The following is a 13243-nucleotide window of genomic DNA, read 5'->3' as shown; positions in this document are numbered from 1 at the left end:
ATGTCCGTCCGAATCCGTCAACTGGCCACCACATCGCCTGATTTCGAGACCGAGTTTCAGCGCGTGTTGCATTGGACGGCACAGGCAGACCCAGCGATCGAGGCCCGTGTCACGGAGATTTTGGCCGACGTGCGTGCGCGAGGCGATGCTGCCGTGCTCGACCACACCGCGCGTTTGGACGGGCTGCAGGCCGCCTCGGTGGCCGAGCTGGCGCTCAGTCCGGCGCAGTTGCAGGCGGCTTTCGAGGCCATCCCGGCGACCCAGCGAGAGGCGCTCCAAGCCGCCGCCAAGCGTGTGCGGACCTATCACGAACGTCAGTTGGAGGCCTGCGGCCGCTCTTGGTCGTACCGTGACGAGGACGGCACTTTGTTGGGCCAGAAGGTCACGCCGCTGGACCGCGTGGGCATTTACGTGCCCGGCGGCAAGGCGGCCTACCCCTCGTCGGTGCTGATGAACGCCATTCCTGCCCAGGTGGCCGGGGTGGGCGAGATCATCATGGTGGTGCCCACGCCGCGGGGCGAGAAGAACCCGCTCGTGCTGGCCGCCGCGCATGTGGCCGGCGTCAGCCGTGCCTTCACCATCGGCGGGGCGCAGGCCGTGGCCGCCCTGGCTTATGGCACGGCCACCATCCCGAAAGTGGACAAGATCACCGGCCCGGGCAATGCCTACGTGGCCAGCGCCAAGAAGCATGTGTTTGGCACCGTGGGCATCGACATGATCGCCGGCCCCAGCGAAATCCTGGTGCTGGCCGACGGCAGCACGCCGGCCGATTGGGTGGCCATGGACCTGTTCAGCCAGGCCGAGCACGACGAGTTGGCCCAAAGCATCCTGCTGTGCCCTGATGCCCACTACATCGCCGAGGTCCGAGCGGCGATCGATCGTTTGCTGCCAGGCATGCCGCGCCGCGACATCATTCGCGCCTCGCTCGAAGGCCGCGGCGCGCTGATCCTGACCCGCAGCATGGAAGAAGCTTGCGAGATCAGCAACCGCATTGCCCCGGAGCATTTGGAAGTGTCCTCTCGGGAGCCGGGGCGTTGGGAGCCCTTGCTGCGCCATGCGGGGGCGATATTCCTGGGGGCGTACACCAGCGAGAGCCTGGGCGATTACTGCGCCGGCCCCAATCACGTGCTGCCCACCTCGGGCACGGCCCGCTTTTCCTCGCCGTTGGGGGTGTATGACTTTCAGAAGCGTTCCAGCCTGATCGAGGTGAGCGAATCTGGCGCTCGAGTGCTGGGTGCCATTGCCGCTGAGTTGGCCTATGGCGAGGGTCTGCAAGCCCATGCGCAGGCGGCCGAGTTCCGCTTGAAGGGGCAGGTGCGATGAGCCGGCTCGATGCGGTGATGGCGCGCTGGCTGCGCCAGGACGTGCAAGGCATGCATGCCTATGCCGTGCAAGACAGCACCGGCATGATCAAGCTCGATGCGATGGAAAACCCCTTTCGGCTGCCGCCACGGCTGCAGCAAGCCTTGGGTGAGCGCTTGGGCGCGGTGGCCATCAACCGCTATCCCGGCGCGCGCATCGACACCTTGCGCCAAGCCCTGGCTCATCACGCCGGCCTGCCCGAAGGCTGCGCGCTGATGCTGGGCAATGGATCCGATGAGCTCATCAGCCTGCTGGCCATGGCTTGCGACGTGCCCGGCGCCACCATCATGGCCCCGGTGCCCAGCTTCGTGATGTACCCGATGTCGGCGCAGCTGCAGGGGCTGAAGTTCGTCGGCGTGCCGCTGACGGACACATTCGAGCTGGACGAGACGGCCATGCTGAGGGCTTTGGAAGCGCATCAGCCCACCCTGCTGTATCTCCCCTATCCGAACAATCCGACGGCCAATCTCTTCGACGATCGCATCGTCCAGCGGCTCATCGAGGCCGCACCGGGCCTGGTGGTGATCGACGAGGCCTACCAACCCTTTGCCAGCCGCAGTTTCATCGATCGGCTGGGCCAGCACGAGCATGTGCTGCTGATGCGCACGCTGAGCAAATTCGGTCTGGCCGGGGTGCGTGTGGGCTACATGATGGGCGCGGCCCGGCTGATCGCCCAGATCGACAAAGTGCGCCCGCCCTACAACGTGAGCGTGCTCAATGCCGAGGCGGCTTTGTTCGCCTTGGAGCATGCCGACGAGTACGCCCGCCAGGCGGCGGTGTTGCGCGAGGAGCGCGCGCGGCTGATCCAGGCCCTCGGCAGCCTGCCCGGCGTGACGCCCTTTCCCAGCGAGGCCAACATGGTGCTGGTGCGCGTGCCCGAGGCCGACCGCGCCTTTGCCGGCTTGAAGCAGCGTGGCGTGCTGGTGAAGAACGTTTCTAGAATGCATCCATTGCTGCGAGACTGTCTGCGCTTGACCGTGGGCACGCCCGAGGAGAACCAGCGCCTGATCGCCGCCTTGCGAGAAAGTCTGTAAGCCACCATGAGCACTTCCATCGCGCCGCGCGTCGCCGAGGTCACGCGCCATACCCATGAAACGAAGATTCGCGTGGCCCTCAATCTCGACGGCAGCGGCCAGGCCAAGCTGAACACCGGCATCGGCTTTTTCGACCACATGCTCGATCAGGTCGCCCGTCATGGGCTGATCGACTTGGAGATCGACTGCCAGGGCGATCTGCACATCGATGGTCACCACACGGTGGAAGACGTGGGCATCACCCTGGGGCAGGCCGTGGCCAAGGCCGTGGGCGACAAACGGGGCATTCGCCGCTACGGCCATGCCTATGTGCCGCTGGACGAGGCCTTGTCGCGGGTGGTGATCGATTTTTCCGGCCGGCCCGGCTTGCACATGCACGTGCCCTTCACGGCCGGCATGATCGGCGGCTTCGACACCCAGCTGGCGTTCGAGTTCTTCCAGGGCTTTGCCAACCATGCGTTGGTGACGTTGCATATCGACAACCTCAAGGGTGTGAATGCGCACCATCAGTGCGAGACGGTCTTCAAGGCCTTTGCCCGCGCCCTGCGTGCCGCCCTGGAGCTCGATCCGCGCAGCGCTGGCGTCATCCCGTCCACCAAAGGCTCGCTGTGAGCGCGCGTGCCATGGCTACCGTTGCGGTCGTCGACTACGGCATGGGCAATCTGCGCTCGGTGTCGCAGGCCGTGCGCCATGTGGCGCAGGGCTGTGGCCTGGAGGTGGTCGTCACCGCACGCCCCGATGAGGTGTATGCCGCCGAGCGCGTCGTGCTGCCCGGCCAGGGGGCCATGCCCGATTGCATGCGACAGCTGCGTGACTGCGGCTTGCTGGAGGCCGTGCTGCATGCGGCGGCGAACAAGCCGCTGATGGGCGTGTGCGTGGGCATGCAGATGCTGCTGTCACGCAGCGAGGAGGGGCCCACCGAAGGCTTGGGCTTGATTGCCGGCGAGGTGGTGCGCTTCCAGCTCGAAGGCCAGATCCAGCCCGATGGCAGCCGCTACAAAGTGCCGCAGATGGGGTGGAATCAGGTCTGGCAAACGCGTTCGCACCCGATGTGGGCCGGCGTGCCCGATGGGGCTTGGTTCTATTTCGTCCACAGCTTCTATGCGCGGGTGGTCAATGAGGCCCATAGCACCGGGGAAACCGAGTACGGGCTGCGCTTTACCTGTGCGGTGGCCCGGGATAATATTTTCGCGACGCAGTTCCACCCCGAGAAAAGCGCCGATCACGGCTTGGCCCTGTACCGCAACTTCCTGAGCTGGAAGCCCTGACATCGCCCGAGACCGTCGACTCCTATAGCGTGCACCGCTGCGGTGCCCGACTCTTTCGCCACTCCGCTGCCATTCCCATCCCACCCACTCGACTTCGGCTATGTTGCTGATCCCTGCCATCGATCTCAAAGACGGCCAATGTGTGCGCCTCAAGCAGGGCGACATGAATGACTCCACCACCTTCGGCGAAGATCCGGCGGCCATGGCGCGCCGTTGGGTCGATGCGGGGGCGCGTCGCTTGCATCTGGTCGATCTCAACGGGGCTTTTGCCGGCAAGCCGGTCAACGAGTCGGCGATCAAAGCCATCCTGGCCGAGGTGGGCGATGAGATTCCCGTGCAGTTGGGCGGGGGCATCCGCGACCTCGACACCATCGAGCGCTATCTCGACGATGGCCTCAGCTACATCATCATCGGCACGGCCGCGGTGAAGAACCCGGGGTTCTTGAAGGATGCTTGCAGCGCCTTTGGCGGCCACATCATCGTCGGGTTGGACGCCAAAGACGGCAAAGTGGCCACCGACGGCTGGTCCAAGCTCTCGGGCCACGAGGTGATCGATCTGGCCAAGAAATTCGAGGACTATGGCGTCGAGGCGGTGATCTACACCGACATCGGCCGCGACGGCATGCTCACAGGCATCAACATCGAGGCCACCGTCAAGCTGGCGCAGGCTCTGAGCATCCCGGTGATCGCCTCTGGCGGCTTGAGCAGCCTGGCCGACATCGAAAAGCTGTGCGCGGTGGAAGACGAAGGCATCGAGGGGGTGATTTGCGGTCGGGCGATCTATACCGGTGCACTCGATTTCGCGCAGGCCCAAAAGCGCGCCGATGAACTCAACGGCGGCGCTTGAGCGCAGATCCATGCTGGCCAAACGCATCATTCCCTGCCTGGACGTCACCGGCGGCCGCGTCGTCAAGGGGGTCAATTTCGTCGAGTTGCGCGATGCCGGCGACCCGGTGGAGATCGCCGCGCGTTACAACGAGCAAGGCGCCGACGAACTGACCTTCCTCGACATCACGGCCACCAGCGATGGGCGCGACCTGATCCTGCCCATCATCGAGGCCGTGGCTTCGCAGGTCTTCATCCCGCTGACGGTCGGCGGAGGCGTGCGCACCGTGGACGATGTGCGCCGCCTGCTCAATGCCGGGGCCGACAAGGTGAGCTTCAACTCGGCGGCGGTGGCCAACCCTCAGGTCATTCGCGAGGCGTCGGCCAAGTATGGGGCCCAGTGCATCGTGGTGGCCATCGATGCCAAGGCCCGGCCCGATGGCAGCGGCTGGGACGTCTATACCCACGGTGGACGCAAGAACACCGGGCTGGACGCCGTGGCCTGGGCTCGGCAGATGGCCGAGCATGGGGCCGGAGAGATCTTGCTCACCAGCATGGACCGCGACGGCACCAAGAGCGGCTTCGACCTGGCGCTCACGCGGGCCGTCAGCGATGCGGTGAATGTGCCGGTGATTGCCTCGGGCGGCGTCGGCACCCTCGAACACTTGGTCCAGGGCATCCAGCAAGGCGGTGCCGATGCCGTGCTGGCAGCCAGCATTTTTCATTACGGCGAGTACACGGTCGGGCAGGCCAAGGCCCTGATGGCTGCAAGGGGAATCCCGGTGCGGGCCTGAGAGGCGGCATCGCCGATTCCCCGTGGTTGCTACACTGTGCCGATGAGTTGGCTCGACGAAGTGAAATGGGACCGCGACGGCCTGGTGCCGGTGATCGCGCAGGAGGCGAGCACCAAGGACGTGCTGATGTTCGCCTACATGAACCGCGAGGCGCTCGCCGAGACGGCCCGTCGCGGTGAGGCCGTCTACTGGAGTCGCTCGCGCGGGCGCCTGTGGCACAAAGGGGAGTCCTCCGGCCACATCCAGAAGGTGCACGAAATCCGCCTGGATTGTGATGCCGATGTCGTCTTGCTGCTGGTGAGCCAGCTCGGTCACGAGCCGGGCATTGCCTGCCACACCGGCCGGCATTCGTGCTTCTTCCAGGTCCTGCGAGACGGACGATGGGTCACCGTCGATCCGGTCCTGAAAGATCCACAGAGCATTTACGGATGAACGCCATGGACCAGGAGCCGCCGTCTTTTTCGTCGCAGGATGTGCTTGCCCGCCTGGCCGATGTGATCGAATCCCGCAAGGGGGGCGATCCTCAGACCTCGTACGTGGCCCGGCTCTTTCACAAAGGCACCGATGCGATCCTGAAAAAGGTGGGCGAGGAAGCCACCGAGACCGTGATGGCCGCCAAGGACGGGGAGCCACAGAAGATCGTGTACGAGGTGGCCGATCTGTGGTTCCATACCATGGTGGCCCTGGCGCATTTCGGGCTCAAGCCCTCGGATGTGCTGGCCGAGCTCCAGCGCCGCGAGGGCCTGTCCGGACTGCAGGAGTTCGCCGCCCGACAGCCGAGCCAGCCGCGGGAGCCCGGTGTATGAGCGCCTCACCCGATCCCCGCGAGGCCTCGCCCGTCAGCGAGATCTTCGGCCCCCACGGTCCAGGCGAGGACTCGCTGCGCACCCTGGGTCACATCAGCTATGCCTTGCATGCCATCGTGGCGGTGGGCGCCGTGATTCCTTCTTTCCAACCCGGCGTGCTGCTGCTGGTGGCGGCCTTCATCCTCGATCTGATCAAGCGCCATGACGCCGCCGGCACATGGCATGCTTCGCATTTTCGCTGGCGCATCCGCAGCGTGCTGTGGGCCGCCGGCCTCTATCTCGTCACACTGCCGCTGTGGTTTTTGTTCATCGTGCCGGGCTGGATCGCCTGGTGCGTGATTTCCATCTGGTTCGTTTACCGCGTGGTGCGCGGCTGGCTGGCCTTGAACGACCGCCGACCCATGCCCATGCCCACTGAAGTGCCATGAGCCAAGATCCGAACTGCGTCTTCTGCAAAATCGTCGCCGGCCAGCTTCCTTCGAAGAAGGTGTACGAGGACGAAGAACTGCTGGCTTTCCACGACATTCGGCCGCATGCGCCCATCCATTTCCTGATCATTCCGAAGCTGCACGTGGCTTCCTTGCTGGAGGTCGGGGCCGAGCACCAGGCCCTGCTGGGGCGCATGCTCACCCTGGCGCCGCGCCTGGCAGTGGAACAGGGCGCCGGCAATGGGTTCAAAACCTTGATCAACACCGGTGTGGACGGTGGGCAGGAGGTCTACCACCTCCATGTCCATGTGTTGGGCGGGCCGCGCCCGTGGCGTGTGGGCTAGCCTCGAGCCGCTGCGCTGGTGGGGCGAAGCCGTAGAATCAAGGGTCCTTGTTAGGAGTACATCATGGGTACCTTCAGCATCTGGCACTGGTTGGTCGTGCTGTTGATCGTCGTGCTGGTGTTTGGCACCAAGAAGCTCAAGAACATCGGCTCGGACCTCGGGGCGGCCGTCAAGGGCTTCAAGGACGGCATGCGCGACGGCTCCAGCAACACCGAGGCCTCGACTCCCGCCCAACAGGTGACCGCCGACAAAGCCCAGGGCGGCGGCACCACCATCGACGTCGAGGCCAAAACCAAGTCCTGAGGGCTGGCCCGGCTGAGCCCTGACGGCGCGTACGTCCATGATCGACTTTGGCTTCGACAAGCTGGCCCTGATCGGAGCGGTGGCGCTGATCGTCATCGGCCCGGAGCGCTTGCCCAAGGTGGCCCGCACGGTGGGGCATCTGCTGGGCAGGGCGCAGCGCTATGTCGCCGAGGTCAAGGCCGAGGTCAACCGCTCGATCGAGCTCGAAGAGCTCAAGAAGATGAAGTCCCAGTTCGAGGACGCCGCCCGCAACGTCGAGCAGACCGTCACCCAGGAGGTTCAGGCCGTCTCCAGTGACTTCGACAAGGCCTGGGCCGAGGCGACCGGGGGGCTGTCGTCGTCCTCCTCCACCGCCTGGGAGCCGCCGCCTCCCGTGTACAAGCCGCCGCGCAAGAACTGGCGCCTCAAGCGCAGCGCCGTGCCCCAGTGGTACCGACAGCGCCATGGCCTGCGCTCGAAGGTTCAGTCCGGGGCGGCGCGGGTGGCACGTTTTCGGCCCCCGAAAGTCTCCTCCAAAGCCCGTCCGTGAGCCAGGATCCCAAGCCAGACCGTCCGGATGAGCTGGACGGCACCGAGCAGCCCTTCGTCTCCCACCTGATCGAGCTGCGTGACCGCTTGGTTCGGTCGCTCATCGCGGTGGGCATCGTCTTCGGCCTGCTGTTTCTGTGGCCCAGTCCCGCGGGGCTGTACGACTTGCTGGCCGCCCCCTTGGTGGCTCATTTGCCGCAAGGCTCCACCATGATCGCCACCAACGTCATCTCGCCCTTCCTGGTGCCCTTGAAGATCACGTTGATGGCGGCCTTTCTGATCGCGCTGCCTTACGTGCTGTACCAAGTGTGGGCTTTCGTGGCCCCTGGCTTGTACTCGCATGAAAAACGCCTGGTCTTGCCCTTGGTGATCTCCAGCACCCTCTTGTTCTTGCTGGGCGTGGCGTTTTGCTACTTTTTCGTCTTTGGGCAAGTGTTCAAGTTCATCCAGAGCTTTGCCCCCAAGAGCATCACGGCCGCGCCCGACATCGAGGCCTACCTGGGCTTCGTGCTGACCATGTTCCTGGCCTTCGGCCTGACCTTCGAAGTGCCCATCGTCGTGGTGGTGCTGGTGCGCATGGGCGTGGTCAGTGTGGACAAGCTGCGCAGCTTCCGCAGCTACTTCATCGTGCTGGCTTTCATCGTCGCGGCCATCGTCACGCCGCCCGATGTGATCTCCCAGCTCGCCTTGGCCCTCCCCATGTGCCTGCTTTACGAGGCGGGCCTGTGGGCGGCCCAGCTTTTCGTCAAGTACACCCGCGCGCCCGACGCGGAAGAAGACCTGGCCGCCAAGTAGCGCGGCCCTGCATCGGTGTCCCCAGCCCGCGGTGAGCGAGGCGGCGCCCGCCCAGCCGGTGCGCCGCCCGGAGGGCTTTGCCCATCAGTATTAACCATGTATTAAGACTTTAAGAAACCTTAAATAATCGTGCCGGCCTTTGCGGCAATCCTGCCCAAAGGTCACCCCAAGCAAAGCAAACAGAAGCACGAGGAGTCTTAACGATGGATAAACAGATTCGCCGTCTGGCGGGATGCCTGGCCGTGGTTGCGGCGGCCGGCTGGGCCGCCTCCCCCAGCTGGGCCTTGGACAGTCATGGCTACTTCCGCGCCGGCCCGGGGGCCACGAAGAAGGACGCCGCCCGCGCCTGCTATGGCCTGCAGGGGCCGGGTTTGAAGTACCGCCTGGGCAATGAATGCGACTTTTACGGGGAGTTCTTCTTCAGCGAGAACTTCAAGGCCGGCGATGTGGACACCAAGATCCAGTTCACGCCCAATCTGTACAACGCCGGTACCGACACGAATGACGCCAAGCTCGGCCTGGCCGAGATGTTCGTCGAGGGCAAGGGCTTCGACATCGCGCCCGAGGCCAGCTTCTGGGTGGGCAAGCGCTACTACGCCCGTGCCGATGTGCACATCGTCGATACCTTCTTCACGCAACAAGATGGGGTGGGCGGTGGCATGCGCGGGCTGTCGGCCGGCCCGGGACGCTTCTCGCTGGCCTATTTCCGCACCGATGACGGGGTGGCTGGAACGGTGGGCAATCAGCCCGGTCATCGGCTGAGTGCGGAGTGGTACGACTTGCCGGTCAATGCCGGCGGCAAGCTGCGCTGGGTGGCCAGCTACACGCGGGGCAGCTTCTCCGGCGGTCAGGACGGGCTGGCTCTGACCGCGCAGCACCAACAGGAGAATTTCCTGGGCCTGGGCGGGTCCAACACCCTGTGGCTGCAATATGCCCAAGGCTCGGCCAATCTGAACACCGGCTTTGGCGACTTGTCCGCGGGCTCGGGCCACAAAGGCTGGCGCTTGGTCGAGTCCTTCACATGGCAGCAAGGGGCTTTTGGCGGGCAGGCCTTGGCCATGTGGCAGACCGAACGCAGCGATACCGGCGACAAGGTCCACAGCATCTCGCTGGGGGGCCGGGCGTCGTATGCCCTGACCCGGCACTTCAAGATGGTGGCCGAGCTCGGACATTCGCAGCGCAAGCCCGACGGTGGGGCCACGCAGAAACTCACCAAGTTCACGCTGGCGCCCACGCTGAGCACGGCCCCGGGCTTCTGGACCCGTCCCGAACTGCGCTTGTACGTGACGACCGCCCGATGGAACGATGCGGCCAATGTCGCTGCGGGCTCCGGGGGGGTTACCGGTCTGGGCGATGGCAAGACCTCGGGCACCAGTTTCGGCGCCCAGGTGGAGGTGTGGTGGTGATCTGAGCCGCCGGCCTCAGCGCGGCGCGCGGCCCGAGCGCTGCAAGCTGGGGCGCTGGGCCACTTGCACCTGCAGCTCCAGCCGCTCATTGGCGCGCTGCAGGGTCAGCGTGGCCGTGCTGTCGGGCCGCAGTGCGGCCACTGCATCGAGCAGCTGGGCCGTGTTGGCCACCGGCCGGCCTGCCACGGCCACGACCACATCGCCCGGCCGCACGCCAGCCCGTTGGGCCGGGCCGCCTTGCAAGACGCCGGAAATCAGCACGCCTTCGCGCAGGGGAAGGTTGAAGGTCTGCACGAGTTCGGGCGTGAGATCTTGGGGCTCGACCCCGATCCAGCCGCGCGTGACCCGACCGTCGCGAATCAAGCTCTCCATCACCTGGCGCGCGGTGGTGGCTGGGATCGCAAAACCGATGCCCATGCTGCCGCCGGAGCGCGAATAGATGGCGGTGTTGATGCCCATCAGATTGCCAGCCACATCGACCAGGGCGCCACCGGAGTTGCCGGGGTTGATCGCTGCGTCGGTTTGGATGAAATTCTCGAAGGTGTTGATGCCCAATTGGTTGCGTCCAAGCGCACTGACGATGCCTGCGGTGACGGTTTGACCCACCCCAAAGGGGTTGCCGATGGCCAGCACCACGTCACCCACCTGCAGCGCCGAGGCGTCGCCGAAGCTGATGACCGGCAGATCGGGCAAGTCGATCTTGAGCACGGCCAGGTCGGTCTCCGGGTCGGTGCCCACCACTTGGGCCGAGGCTTTGCGGCCATCGACCAGGCTGACCTCGATGTCATCGGCCCCCTCGATCACATGGTTGTTGGTCAGCACATAGCCTTCGGGTGCGACGATGACGCCCGAGCCCAGGCCGGTTTGGGGCTGCTCATCGGTCTGATCTCCGAAGAAGAAGCGGAACCAGGGGTCGTTGAGGTGCGGGTGACCCTCCGGGGCTTTGCTGGTGGCGATGTTGACCACTGCCGGCGAGGCGCGCTTGGCCGCGGGCGCCAGGCTGCCTGGGGGATGCTCCTGGCTGAGCAACACGGGGGTCTCGGTGATCGTGAGGGTCGGGATCACACTGCCGGGCGCACGGCGCAACCACTCGGGCTTGAGCGTGGCCACGACGAAGAGCACCGCCACCGCGACCGTGACGGCTTGCGAGAAAATCAGCCAGGTTTTGCGCATACAGTGAAGGGAAAGGAGGCCCAATGAGCGGCTTGCCATCCGGCACCGGCCCCGCCAGGGGCCGCACACGCGACACGCCGGATTCCGGGCGGCATGGGGAGCCTGAGGCATGATCCACCGCGATGAGTTTGGCGTGCAGGTGCACGCCCTGTTGGAGGCGGACCGCTTCCGTGATTATGGGCCGAACGGCTTGCAAGTCGAGGGCCGCCCCGAGATTCGCAAGCTGGTCAGCGGGGTGACCGCCAGTCTGGCCCTGATCGAGGCCGCGGCCCGGGCCGGGGCCGATGCGATCCTCGTGCATCATGGGCTGTTTTGGCGTGGGCAAGACGGACGGGTGACGGGCTGGATGAAGCGGCGCTTGCAGGTCCTGCTGGCGCACGAGATCAACCTTTTTGCTTACCACCTTCCGCTGGATGCCCATCCGCAATGGGGCAACAACGCTCAGTTGGGGCAGAAGCTGAAGCTCAGCATCGATGGCCGCTTCGGCGAGCAGGATCTCGGCTTTCTGGGCACGCCGGCCCAGCCACTGACCGTGGCGGCCCTGACGGCCTTGCTGCAGTATCGACTGGGCCGCGCGCCCGTGGTGGTGGAGGGCGACGGTCGGCCGATCCGCCGGGTGGCCTGGTGCACCGGGGGAGCACAAGGCTATTTCGAGGCCGCCATCGCCGCCGGTGCCGATGCGTTCCTGACCGGCGAGATTTCCGAGCCCCAGGCCCATTACGCGCGCGAGACCGGTGTGGCGTATTTCGCCTGCGGCCACCATGCCACCGAGCGTTTTGGCGCCGCCGCACTGGGCGCCCATCTGGCCGAGCGCTTCGGCCTGGAGCACCAGTTCATCGACATCGACAATCCGGCGTGAGGGCCGCTGCCGGCCACCGGGCAAGGCGCCGGCCGCGACCGTGAAGGATGGCCCATTCCGGAGGGGGCTGTGCGCACACGGTCCGCCAATCGCACGCCGATTGAGGGTTAACCCTGATCATCCCCGTAGAATCCGCGCGGCTCGCCGGTTCCCGTGGCGGGTGTGGGTGATCTGGATCAGGAGAAAACGGAATGATGTCGACATCCTGGGTGGCGCGAGGATGCGTGGCGCTGGCAATGGTGATGTGGGGCGCGCTCGTCCAGGCGCAAGTCGTGGTGGGACAGGTGGCGCCTTTCAGTGGGCCTCAGGCAGTGACCGGACGCGCCATTCATGCCGGGGCCAAACTCTATTTCGATGCGGTCAATGCCCGAGGCGGCGTCAAGGGCCAACGCATCCGTTTCGTCACGCGTGACGATGCCCAAAAGGCCGATGAGACGGTGCGCTTGGTCAAGGCGATGATTGCCGAAGATGCGCCGGTGGCCCTGTTGGGCACGGTGGGCACCACCAACCTGGAAGCGCTGTCCAAGGACGGGGTGCTGGTGCGCAGCCGCACGGCCATGGTCGGGGGCGTGTCGGGGGCTGCTTCGGTGGCGCAGGCGCCCAATATTTTCGTCGTCAAAGCCAGCTATCACGACGAAATTGGCCGCTTGTTTCGTCAGTTGTCGCAGGTGGGCGTGACCCGCGTCGGTTTGCTCTACCAGGACGATGGTTTGGGTCAAGACGTGCGGGCCGGGGCGCAGGCTGCTGCCCAAGCGCATGGCATCAGCTTGGTGGCGCAAGCGCCCTACGCGCGCAACACCACCGAGGTGACGGCCGCCGTGACCCAACTGATGCAAGCCCAGCCGCAGGCGATCTTCCTCGGGGCCACCACGGCCGCGGCGATCGAGTTCGTGCGACGTTATGGCGAGGCTGGCGGGCAAGCCACGATGTATGGGATGTCGATCATCGATACCGATGCATTGCTCAAAGCCTTGGGGCCGGATCGGGCGCGGGGCTATGCGTTTTCCGTGGTGTTGCCTTTGCTCAACCGGCAAGACCGTGCCGTGGTGCGTGAATATCTCGCCTTGCGAGAACAGTCCAAGGATCCCGATTTGACGGCGCGCTCGATCGAAGGATTCATCGCGGCCAAAGTGTTGGTGCATGCGTTGGAGCGTGCGCCGCGCTGGACGCCCGAGGCCGTCAGCGCGACGCTGAGCAGCCTGCGCAGCCTGGATGTGGGCGGCTATGTCTTGGACTTCAGCCAACAAGGGCGCACGGGGTCCCGCTACGTGGATTTCGCGATGATCGGCTCTGGTGGCAGGCTGGTGCAGTGATCGCT

General features: G+C 65.4%; 17 protein-coding genes. 16 read left to right on the top strand and 1 reads right to left on the bottom strand.

Annotation, left to right across the window (positions count from 1 at the left end):
- The 14 genes from hisD (at window position 1) to CTA01S_RS03120 (ending at window position 9893) form a co-directional block, all read left to right on the top strand.
- Window positions 1-1323 (top strand): histidinol dehydrogenase, encoded by a 1323-nt coding sequence (gene hisD / locus CTA01S_RS03185; protein ID WP_019560546.1) that lies wholly within the window; start codon window positions 1-3, stop codon window positions 1321-1323.
- The gene (hisC, locus tag CTA01S_RS03180; RefSeq protein WP_062192076.1) at window positions 1320-2396 is read left to right on the top strand and encodes a histidinol-phosphate transaminase; all 1077 of its coding nucleotides are present in this window, start codon (window positions 1320-1322) and stop codon (window positions 2394-2396) included. The genes hisD and hisC overlap by 4 nt, the downstream gene beginning before the upstream one ends.
- 6 nt (window positions 2397-2402) lie before the next feature.
- On the top strand, window positions 2403-3008 hold the full coding sequence (gene hisB / locus CTA01S_RS03175) for an imidazoleglycerol-phosphate dehydratase HisB (protein WP_062192073.1): 606 nt from the start codon (window positions 2403-2405) through the stop codon (window positions 3006-3008).
- 11 nt (window positions 3009-3019) lie between these two features.
- The gene (hisH, locus tag CTA01S_RS03170; RefSeq protein ID WP_157451278.1) at window positions 3020-3664 is read left to right on the top strand and encodes an imidazole glycerol phosphate synthase subunit HisH; all 645 of its coding nucleotides are present in this window, start codon (window positions 3020-3022) and stop codon (window positions 3662-3664) included.
- A gap of 100 nt (window positions 3665-3764) precedes the next feature.
- Entirely contained in the window at window positions 3765-4511 is a 747-nt protein-coding gene (gene hisA, locus CTA01S_RS03165; protein WP_019560550.1) for a 1-(5-phosphoribosyl)-5-[(5-phosphoribosylamino)methylideneamino]imidazole-4-carboxamide isomerase, read from the top strand.
- 10 nt (window positions 4512-4521) lie between these two features.
- Complete coding sequence (gene hisF / locus CTA01S_RS03160) at window positions 4522-5283, top strand: imidazole glycerol phosphate synthase subunit HisF (RefSeq protein ID WP_019560551.1); 762 nt, start codon at window positions 4522-4524, stop codon at window positions 5281-5283.
- Between the two features lie 42 nt (window positions 5284-5325).
- Window positions 5326-5715: a phosphoribosyl-AMP cyclohydrolase gene (gene hisI, locus CTA01S_RS03155; RefSeq protein ID WP_019560552.1), complete on the top strand. Its 390-nt coding sequence runs from the start codon at window positions 5326-5328 to the stop codon at window positions 5713-5715.
- Entirely contained in the window at window positions 5712-6089 is a 378-nt protein-coding gene (locus CTA01S_RS03150; protein WP_019560553.1) for a phosphoribosyl-ATP diphosphatase, read from the top strand. The genes hisI and CTA01S_RS03150 overlap by 4 nt, the downstream gene beginning before the upstream one ends.
- A complete protein-coding gene (locus tag CTA01S_RS03145) occupies window positions 6086-6517 on the top strand; it encodes a DUF4870 family protein (RefSeq protein ID WP_232300972.1) in 432 nt (143 codons plus the stop codon). Before CTA01S_RS03150 ends, CTA01S_RS03145 begins: the two co-directional genes overlap by 4 nt.
- On the top strand, window positions 6514-6861 hold the full coding sequence (locus tag CTA01S_RS03140; protein ID WP_019560555.1) for a histidine triad nucleotide-binding protein: 348 nt from the start codon (window positions 6514-6516) through the stop codon (window positions 6859-6861). The genes CTA01S_RS03145 and CTA01S_RS03140 overlap by 4 nt, the downstream gene beginning before the upstream one ends.
- Before the next feature lie 63 nt (window positions 6862-6924).
- The gene (tatA, locus tag CTA01S_RS03135; protein WP_062192067.1) at window positions 6925-7164 is read left to right on the top strand and encodes a Sec-independent protein translocase subunit TatA; all 240 of its coding nucleotides are present in this window, start codon (window positions 6925-6927) and stop codon (window positions 7162-7164) included.
- A gap of 37 nt (window positions 7165-7201) precedes the next feature.
- Complete coding sequence (tatB, locus tag CTA01S_RS03130) at window positions 7202-7693, top strand: Sec-independent protein translocase protein TatB (protein WP_019560557.1); 492 nt, start codon at window positions 7202-7204, stop codon at window positions 7691-7693.
- Window positions 7690-8487, top strand: a complete 798-nt coding sequence (tatC, locus tag CTA01S_RS03125; RefSeq protein WP_019560558.1) for a twin-arginine translocase subunit TatC — start codon at window positions 7690-7692, stop codon at window positions 8485-8487. The genes tatB and tatC overlap by 4 nt, the downstream gene beginning before the upstream one ends.
- A gap of 203 nt (window positions 8488-8690) precedes the next feature.
- Complete coding sequence (locus CTA01S_RS03120; protein WP_062192064.1) at window positions 8691-9893, top strand: maltoporin; 1203 nt, start codon at window positions 8691-8693, stop codon at window positions 9891-9893.
- 15 nt (window positions 9894-9908) lie between these two features.
- Here the strand turns inward: CTA01S_RS03120 and CTA01S_RS03115 are convergent, their stop codons facing one another.
- Window positions 9909-11066 (bottom strand): Do family serine endopeptidase, encoded by a 1158-nt coding sequence (locus CTA01S_RS03115; RefSeq protein WP_019560560.1) that lies wholly within the window; start codon window positions 11064-11066, stop codon window positions 9909-9911.
- A 109-nt stretch (window positions 11067-11175) separates the two neighbouring features.
- On the opposite strand from CTA01S_RS03115, the gene CTA01S_RS03110 reads away from it, so the two are divergent.
- Window positions 11176-11925 (top strand): Nif3-like dinuclear metal center hexameric protein, encoded by a 750-nt coding sequence (locus CTA01S_RS03110; protein WP_019560561.1) that lies wholly within the window; start codon window positions 11176-11178, stop codon window positions 11923-11925.
- 191 nt (window positions 11926-12116) lie between these two features.
- On the top strand, window positions 12117-13238 hold the full coding sequence (locus tag CTA01S_RS03105) for an ABC transporter substrate-binding protein (RefSeq protein WP_062192060.1): 1122 nt from the start codon (window positions 12117-12119) through the stop codon (window positions 13236-13238).
- Window positions 13239-13243 lie beyond the last annotated feature (5 nt).

This window comes from Caldimonas taiwanensis NBRC 104434, assembly GCF_001592165.1.
Taxonomy (GTDB): Bacteria; Pseudomonadota; Gammaproteobacteria; order Burkholderiales; family Burkholderiaceae_C; genus Caldimonas; species Caldimonas manganoxidans.
The sequence above is the reverse complement of the archived record's forward strand: the minus strand, read 5'-3'. Positions and strand labels throughout refer to the sequence as shown.

Coding starts and splice junctions, on each gene's coding strand:
- hisD (WP_019560546.1), top strand. CDS start 1: ATGTCCGTCCGAATCCGTCAACTGGCCACCACATCGCCTGATTTCGAG.
- hisC (WP_062192076.1), top strand. CDS start 1,320: ATGAGCCGGCTCGATGCGGTGATGGCGCGCTGGCTGCGCCAGGACGTG.
- hisB (WP_062192073.1), top strand. CDS start 2,403: ATGAGCACTTCCATCGCGCCGCGCGTCGCCGAGGTCACGCGCCATACC.
- hisH (WP_157451278.1), top strand. CDS start 3,020: ATGGCTACCGTTGCGGTCGTCGACTACGGCATGGGCAATCTGCGCTCG.
- hisA (WP_019560550.1), top strand. CDS start 3,765: ATGTTGCTGATCCCTGCCATCGATCTCAAAGACGGCCAATGTGTGCGC.
- hisF (WP_019560551.1), top strand. CDS start 4,522: ATGCTGGCCAAACGCATCATTCCCTGCCTGGACGTCACCGGCGGCCGC.
- hisI (WP_019560552.1), top strand. CDS start 5,326: ATGAGTTGGCTCGACGAAGTGAAATGGGACCGCGACGGCCTGGTGCCG.
- CTA01S_RS03150 (WP_019560553.1), top strand. CDS start 5,712: ATGAACGCCATGGACCAGGAGCCGCCGTCTTTTTCGTCGCAGGATGTG.
- CTA01S_RS03145 (WP_232300972.1), top strand. CDS start 6,086: ATGAGCGCCTCACCCGATCCCCGCGAGGCCTCGCCCGTCAGCGAGATC.
- CTA01S_RS03140 (WP_019560555.1), top strand. CDS start 6,514: ATGAGCCAAGATCCGAACTGCGTCTTCTGCAAAATCGTCGCCGGCCAG.
- tatA (WP_062192067.1), top strand. CDS start 6,925: ATGGGTACCTTCAGCATCTGGCACTGGTTGGTCGTGCTGTTGATCGTC.
- tatB (WP_019560557.1), top strand. CDS start 7,202: ATGATCGACTTTGGCTTCGACAAGCTGGCCCTGATCGGAGCGGTGGCG.
- CTA01S_RS03120 (WP_062192064.1), top strand. CDS start 8,691: ATGGATAAACAGATTCGCCGTCTGGCGGGATGCCTGGCCGTGGTTGCG.
- CTA01S_RS03115 (WP_019560560.1), bottom strand. CDS start 11,066: ATGCGCAAAACCTGGCTGATTTTCTCGCAAGCCGTCACGGTCGCGGTG.
- CTA01S_RS03110 (WP_019560561.1), top strand. CDS start 11,176: ATGATCCACCGCGATGAGTTTGGCGTGCAGGTGCACGCCCTGTTGGAG.
- CTA01S_RS03105 (WP_062192060.1), top strand. CDS start 12,117: ATGATGTCGACATCCTGGGTGGCGCGAGGATGCGTGGCGCTGGCAATG.